General features: G+C 69.1%; 4 protein-coding genes. All 4 read left to right on the top strand.

Going from position 1 to position 6,189, the window contains the following annotated elements; genetic code table 11:
* The first annotated feature begins 98 nt into the window (after positions 1-98).
* The 4 genes from secD to ACWGIG_RS36010 all read left to right on the top strand — a co-directional run bounded on the left by secD (position 99) and on the right by ACWGIG_RS36010 (position 6,173).
* A complete protein-coding gene (gene secD / locus ACWGIG_RS36025) occupies positions 99-1,862 on the top strand; it encodes a protein translocase subunit SecD (protein WP_453325925.1) in 1,764 nt (587 codons plus the stop codon).
* Between the two features lies 1 nt (position 1,863).
* Positions 1,864-2,955: a protein translocase subunit SecF gene (gene secF / locus ACWGIG_RS36020; RefSeq protein WP_453325924.1), complete on the top strand. Its 1,092-nt coding sequence runs from the start codon at positions 1,864-1,866 to the stop codon at positions 2,953-2,955.
* A complete protein-coding gene (locus ACWGIG_RS36015; RefSeq protein WP_453325923.1) occupies positions 2,952-3,503 on the top strand; it encodes an adenine phosphoribosyltransferase in 552 nt (183 codons plus the stop codon). Before secF ends, ACWGIG_RS36015 begins: the two co-directional genes overlap by 4 nt.
* A 201-nt stretch (positions 3,504-3,704) precedes the next feature.
* The gene (locus ACWGIG_RS36010; protein ID WP_453325922.1) at positions 3,705-6,173 is read left to right on the top strand and encodes a RelA/SpoT family protein; all 2,469 of its coding nucleotides are present in this window, start codon (positions 3,705-3,707) and stop codon (positions 6,171-6,173) included.
* Positions 6,174-6,189 lie beyond the last annotated feature (16 nt).

Here is a 6,189-nt window from a genome sequence, read left to right as displayed (position 1 = left end):
GACCGCGGCGGACCTTTGCGGGGGCAGGCCCCCACAACACTTCGTGGCCGCATCGACGCACACCCGGCGCGTGCGGTTGGACAGGGAGAATCGAGAAGGTGGCAGCACCGAAGAAGGGCCGCAAGGCCTCGGGGGCCCCGGGCAGGCCGGGGCGCGCCCTGGCTCTGATCACGATCGTGATCCTCGCCCTCACAGGCGGGATGTTCGCGTCCGGGCACACCACTCCGCGCCTCGGCATCGACCTCGCCGGCGGTACGAGCATCACGCTCAAGGCGCAGAACGAGCCGGGCCAGCCCAACGCGATCAACAAGACGAACATGGACACCGCGGTCTCCATCATGGAGCGCCGCGTCAACGGCATGGGTGTCTCGGAGTCCGAGGTCCAGACCCAGGGCGATGACAACATCATTGTCAACATCCCCAAGGGCACGAACTCCGCACAGGCCCGCGAGCAGGTCGGCACGACCGCCAAGCTCTACTTCCGGCAGGTGCTGACGGTCACCCAGGGAACCCCGCTTCCCGACCCGGCGAAGACCCCGAAGCCGAACCCCTCGTCGACGGGCAAGCCCGAGGCGAAGGACCCGAAGGCCCCCGCGGACAAGGACAAGGCCACGCCGTCCTCGACCGCCACCTCGCAGGGTCGCGCCGTCACCGACGCGCTGAAGGCCCCGACGCCGAACCCCTCGGGCAGCGCGGGCACCAAGAGCCCCGACCCGAAGAAGACGCCGACGCCGCCCGCTCCGGACCCGGCCACCAAGAAGCTGCAGGACGCGTTCGTCGCCCTGGACTGCACCAAGCCCGCGCAGCGTGAGAAGGCCGGCGACGGCATCAAGCCGAGCGAGCCGACGATCGCCTGTGGTCTGGGCACCGACGGCAAGACCTGGGAGAAGTACATCCTGGGCCCGGCGGAGCTCGAAGGCACCGACGTCAAGAAGGCCGGTGGCACGTTCGACACACAGCGCGCGCTGTGGAAGGTCGACATGGAGTTCACCTCGAAGGGCTCCGACAAGTTCTCCAAGACGACTGCCAAGCTGATGAAGCAGCAGGCGCCGATGAACCAGTTCGGCATCGTCCTCGACGGCAACGTCGTCTCCGCACCCTCCGTGAACCAGGTCCTCAGCGGCAACGCCGAGATCACCGGCAGCTTCACCCAGGAGTCCGCGCAGGAGCTCGGCAACATCCTGTCGTACGGTTCCCTGCCGCTCACCTTCAAGGAGCAGGCCACCACCACGGTCACTCCGGCCCTCGGCAGCGACCAGCTCAAGGCGGGTCTCATCGCCGGTGCGATCGGTCTCGCGCTCGTCGTCATCTACCTGGTGCTCTACTACCGCGGCCTGTCGTTCGTCGCGCTCCTGAGCCTCCTGGTCTCCGGCGTCCTGACGTACACGATCATGACCCTGCTCGGCCCGACCATCGGCTTCGCGCTGAACCTGCCGGCGGTCTGCGGCGCCATCGTCGCCATCGGCATCACCGCCGACTCGTTCATCGTGTACTTCGAACGCATCCGGGACGAGATCCGCGACGGCCGTACCCTGCGCCCCGCCGTGGAGCGGGCCTGGCCGCGCGCCCGGCGCACCATCCTGGTGTCCGACTTCGTGTCGCTGCTGTCCGCCGTGGTGCTGTACGCCGTCACCGTCGGCAAGGTGCAGGGCTTCGCGTTCACGCTCGGCCTGACCACCCTGCTCGACGTCGTCGTGGTGTTCCTCTTCACCAAGCCGCTGATGACGCTGCTCGCCGCGAAGACGAAGTTCTTCGGCAACGGCCACAAGTGGTCCGGGCTCGACCCGAAGCGGCTCGGCGTCCAGCCCCCGCTGCGCCGCACCCGCCGTGTGTCCGCCCCCACCGAACCGAAGGAGGCGTGAGATGTCGCGACTCGGCAGCATCGGCGCCAGGCTGTACCGCGGCGAGGTCGGTTACGACTTCGTCGGAAAGCGGATGATCTACTACGGGATCTCCATCCTGATCACCGTCATCGCCATCGCGGGCCTCGGGTTCAAGGGCCTCAACATGGGCATCGAGTTCCAGGGCGGCGCGCTCTTCACCACGCCCCCCACCTCGGTCTCCGTGGAGCACGCCAAGGAGGTCGCCGAGAAGGCCTCCGGCCACGACGCGATCGTCCAGAAGCTCGGCAACGACACCCTGCGCATCCAGGTCGGCGGACTCGATACCGCCTCCGCCGCCCCGGTGGCCGAAAAGCTCGCCCAGGACCTCAAGGTCCCGGCCGAGAAGATCAACGCCGACCTGGTCGGCCCCAGCTGGGGCGAGGACATCGCCAACAAGGCCTGGACCGGTCTCGCGGTCTTCATGGTCCTGGTGGTGATCTATCTGGCCATCGCCTTCGAGTGGCGGATGGCCGTCGCCGCCCTCATCGCCCTCATCCACGACCTCACCATCACCGTGGGCGTCTACGCCCTGGTGGGCTTCGAGGTCACCCCGGGCACCGTGATCGGTCTGCTGACCATCCTCGGCTACTCCCTCTACGACACCGTCGTCGTCTTCGACGGACTCAAGGAGGGCTCGAAGGACATCACCAAGCAGACCCGCTTCACGTACAGCGAGATCGCCAACCGCAGCCTCAACGGCACCCTGGTGCGCTCCATCAACACCACGGTCGTCGCGCTGCTGCCGGTCGCGGGACTGCTGTTCATCGGTGGTGGCGTGCTCGGCGCGGGCATGCTCAACGACATCTCGCTGTCGCTGTTCGTCGGCCTCGCGGCCGGTGCGTACTCCTCGATCTTCATCGCCACTCCGCTGGTCGCCGACCTGAAGGAGCGCGACCCGCAGATGAAGGCCCTGAAGAAGCGCATCCTGGCCAAGCGGGCCGCCGCCGAGGCCAAGGGCGAGTCCGCCGACGACGGCGAGGGCGAGCCGCATGACGTGGTCCCCGCCGCCGCCGCTCCCGTCGTGGGCCAGCGTCCCGGCCGTGGCCGCCCCACCCAGGGGAAGCGCCGATGAACGCGACCGTGGACACCACCCGCGAGCTGCTGCTCAGCCGCATCCGGGACGTGCAGGACTACCCGAAGCCCGGCGTCGTCTTCAAGGACATCACGCCGCTGCTCGCCGACCCGGAGGCCTTCTCGGCCCTCACCGACGCCCTCGCGGACCTGTGCGTGAAGCACGGAGCCACGAAGATCGTCGGCCTGGAGGCACGCGGTTTCATCCTGGCCGCACCGGTCGCGATCCGCGCGGGGCTCGGCTTCATCCCGGTCCGCAAGGCCGGCAAGCTGCCCGGCGCGACGCTCTCGCAGGCGTACGAGCTGGAGTACGGGACCGCCGAGATCGAGGTGCACGCCGAGGACCTGAGCGCGGGCGACCGCGTCATGATCATCGACGACGTCCTCGCCACCGGCGGTACGGCCGAGGCCTCGCTGGAGCTGATCCGGCGGGCCGGGGCAGAGGTCGCCGGAGTCGCGGTCCTCATGGAGCTCGGCTTCCTGAACGGCCGGGACAAGCTGGAGCCGGCCCTCCAAGGCGCTCCGCTGGAAGCCCTGATCACGGTCTGACCAGGTCGGCAGTACGACGGAAGGCGGGTCACCGGGGCAACCCGGGGCCCGCCTTTCCCTTGAATTGACTCCTTGCCCAGGAAGAACGTGGGCCCAAGGGTCGATACCATGGACGTTCCGGACCCGACCGGGGACCACCTGAACCGGCAGCCGCGTCCCACGGGTGCACCCCGGAGTCCAGGACCCGTACGAGGAGCGCACTTGCCTGACGAGGCCCAGCCAGTCGCCACCCCGCAGCCGGACAAGGCCGCGGCGGGCGCCACGCCCCCGAAGCCCCCGGCCGACAAGCCCAAGCCGCCGGTGGCCCCGGAGCGCGCAGCAGGCCCCCCGCCGGCACCCGCCGTCCGCCCCGCCTCCCCCGCGGGAGCCACGGCGCGCACCGGCGGCTCCTCCAACCGCGTACGTGCCCGGCTCGCCCGCCTCGGAGTGCAGCGCTCGTCCCCGTACAACCCGGTCCTGGAGCCGCTGCTGCGGATAGTGCGCAGCAACGACCCGAAGATCGAGACCGCGACGCTGCGCCAGATCGAGAAGGCCTACCAGGTCGCCGAGCGCTGGCACCGCGGGCAGAAGCGCAAGAGCGGCGACCCGTACATCACGCACCCGCTCGCCGTGACGACGATCCTCGCCGAGCTGGGCATGGACCCGGCGACGCTGATGGCAGGTCTCCTGCACGACACCGTCGAGGACACCGAGTACGGCCTGGACACCCTGCGCCGCGACTTCGGCGACCAGGTGGCGCTCCTCGTCGACGGCGTGACCAAGCTCGACAAGGTCAAGTTCGGCGAGGCCGCGCAGGCCGAGACCGTGCGCAAGATGGTCGTGGCGATGGCCAAGGACCCCCGCGTCCTGGTCATCAAGCTCGCCGACCGCCTGCACAACATGCGCACCATGCGGTACCTGAAGCGCGAGAAGCAGGAGAAGAAGGCGCGCGAGACCCTGGAGATCTACGCGCCGCTCGCCCACCGCCTGGGCATGAACACCATCAAGTGGGAGCTGGAGGACCTCGCCTTCGCGATCCTCTACCCCAAGATGTACGACGAGATCGTGCGCCTGGTCGCCGAGCGCGCCCCCAAGCGCGACGAGTACCTGGCCATAGTGACCGACGAGGTGCAGTCCGACCTGCGGGCCGCCCGCATCAAGGCGACCGTCACCGGACGCCCGAAGCACTACTACAGCGTCTACCAGAAGATGATCGTCCGCGGCCGTGACTTCGCGGAGATCTACGACCTGGTGGGCATTCGCGTCCTCGTCGACACGGTGCGGGACTGCTACGCGGCCCTCGGTACCGTGCACGCGCGGTGGAATCCGGTCCCCGGCCGGTTCAAGGACTACATCGCGATGCCCAAGTTCAACATGTACCAGTCGCTGCACACGACGGTCATCGGGCCCAGCGGCAAGCCGGTCGAGCTCCAGATCCGCACCTTCGACATGCACCGCCGCGCCGAGTACGGCATCGCCGCGCACTGGAAGTACAAGCAGGAGCCGTCCGCCGGCGCCTCCAAGGTCCGTACCGACGTGCCGCGTCACAAGGACGACGCGGTCAACGACATGGCGTGGCTGCGGCAGTTGCTCGACTGGCAGAAGGAGACCGAGGACCCCAGCGAGTTCCTGGAGTCGCTCCGCTTCGACCTCTCCCGCAACGAGGTCTTCGTCTTCACGCCCAAGGGCGACGTCATAGCGCTCCCGGCGGGCGCGACCCCCGTCGACTTCTCGTACGCGGTGCACACCGAGGTCGGCCACCGGACCATAGGAGCGCGGGTCAACGGGCGGCTCGTACCGCTCGAATCGACCCTGGACAACGGCGACCTGGTGGAGGTCTTCACCTCCAAGGCGGACGGCGCGGGTCCGTCCCGCGACTGGCTCGGCTTCGTGAAGTCGCCGCGCGCCCGCAACAAGATCCGTGCCTGGTTCTCCAAGGAGCGCCGCGACGAGGCCATCGAGCAGGGCAAGGACGCCATCGCGCGCGCCATGCGCAAGCAGAACCTGCCGATCCAGCGGATCCTGACGGGGGATTCGCTGGTCACCCTCGCGCACGAGATGCGCTACCCGGACATCTCCTCCCTCTACGCGGCGATCGGCGAGAGCCACGTCACCGCCCAGTCCGTCGTGCAGAAGCTGGTGCAGGCGCTCGGCGGGGAGGACGCCGCCAACGAGGACATCGCGGAGAGCTCGCCGCCCTCGCACGGCCGCAGCAAGCGCCGGGCCAACGCCGACCCGGGCGTCGTCGTCAAGGGCGTCGACGACGTGTGGGTCAAGCTCGCCCGCTGCTGCACGCCCGTGCCCGGCGACCCCATCATCGGGTTCGTCACCCGGGGCAGCGGCGTCTCCGTGCACCGCGCGGACTGCGTCAACGTCGACTCGCTGTCGCAGCAGCCCGAGCGGATCCTCGAAGTCGAGTGGGCGCCCACCCAGTCGTCGGTCTTCCTGGTCGCCATCCAGGTCGAGGCCCTCGACCGGTCCCGGCTGCTGTCCGACGTCACCCGGGTCCTGTCCGACCAGCACGTCAACATCCTGTCGGCGGCCGTCCAGACGTCCCGCGACCGGGTGGCCACCTCGCGCTTCACCTTCGAGATGGGCGACCCGAAGCACCTCGGCCACGTGCTGAAGGCGGTCAGGGGAGTGGAGGGCGTGTACGACGTCTACCGCGTGACGTCGGCGCGCAGGCCGTAGCCCCAACCGCCAAGAG

It is taken from the genome of Streptomyces sp. NPDC054863 (assembly GCF_053610825.1).
Note: the sequence above shows the minus strand (reverse complement) of the source record. Positions and strands in the feature narration are given on the sequence as shown.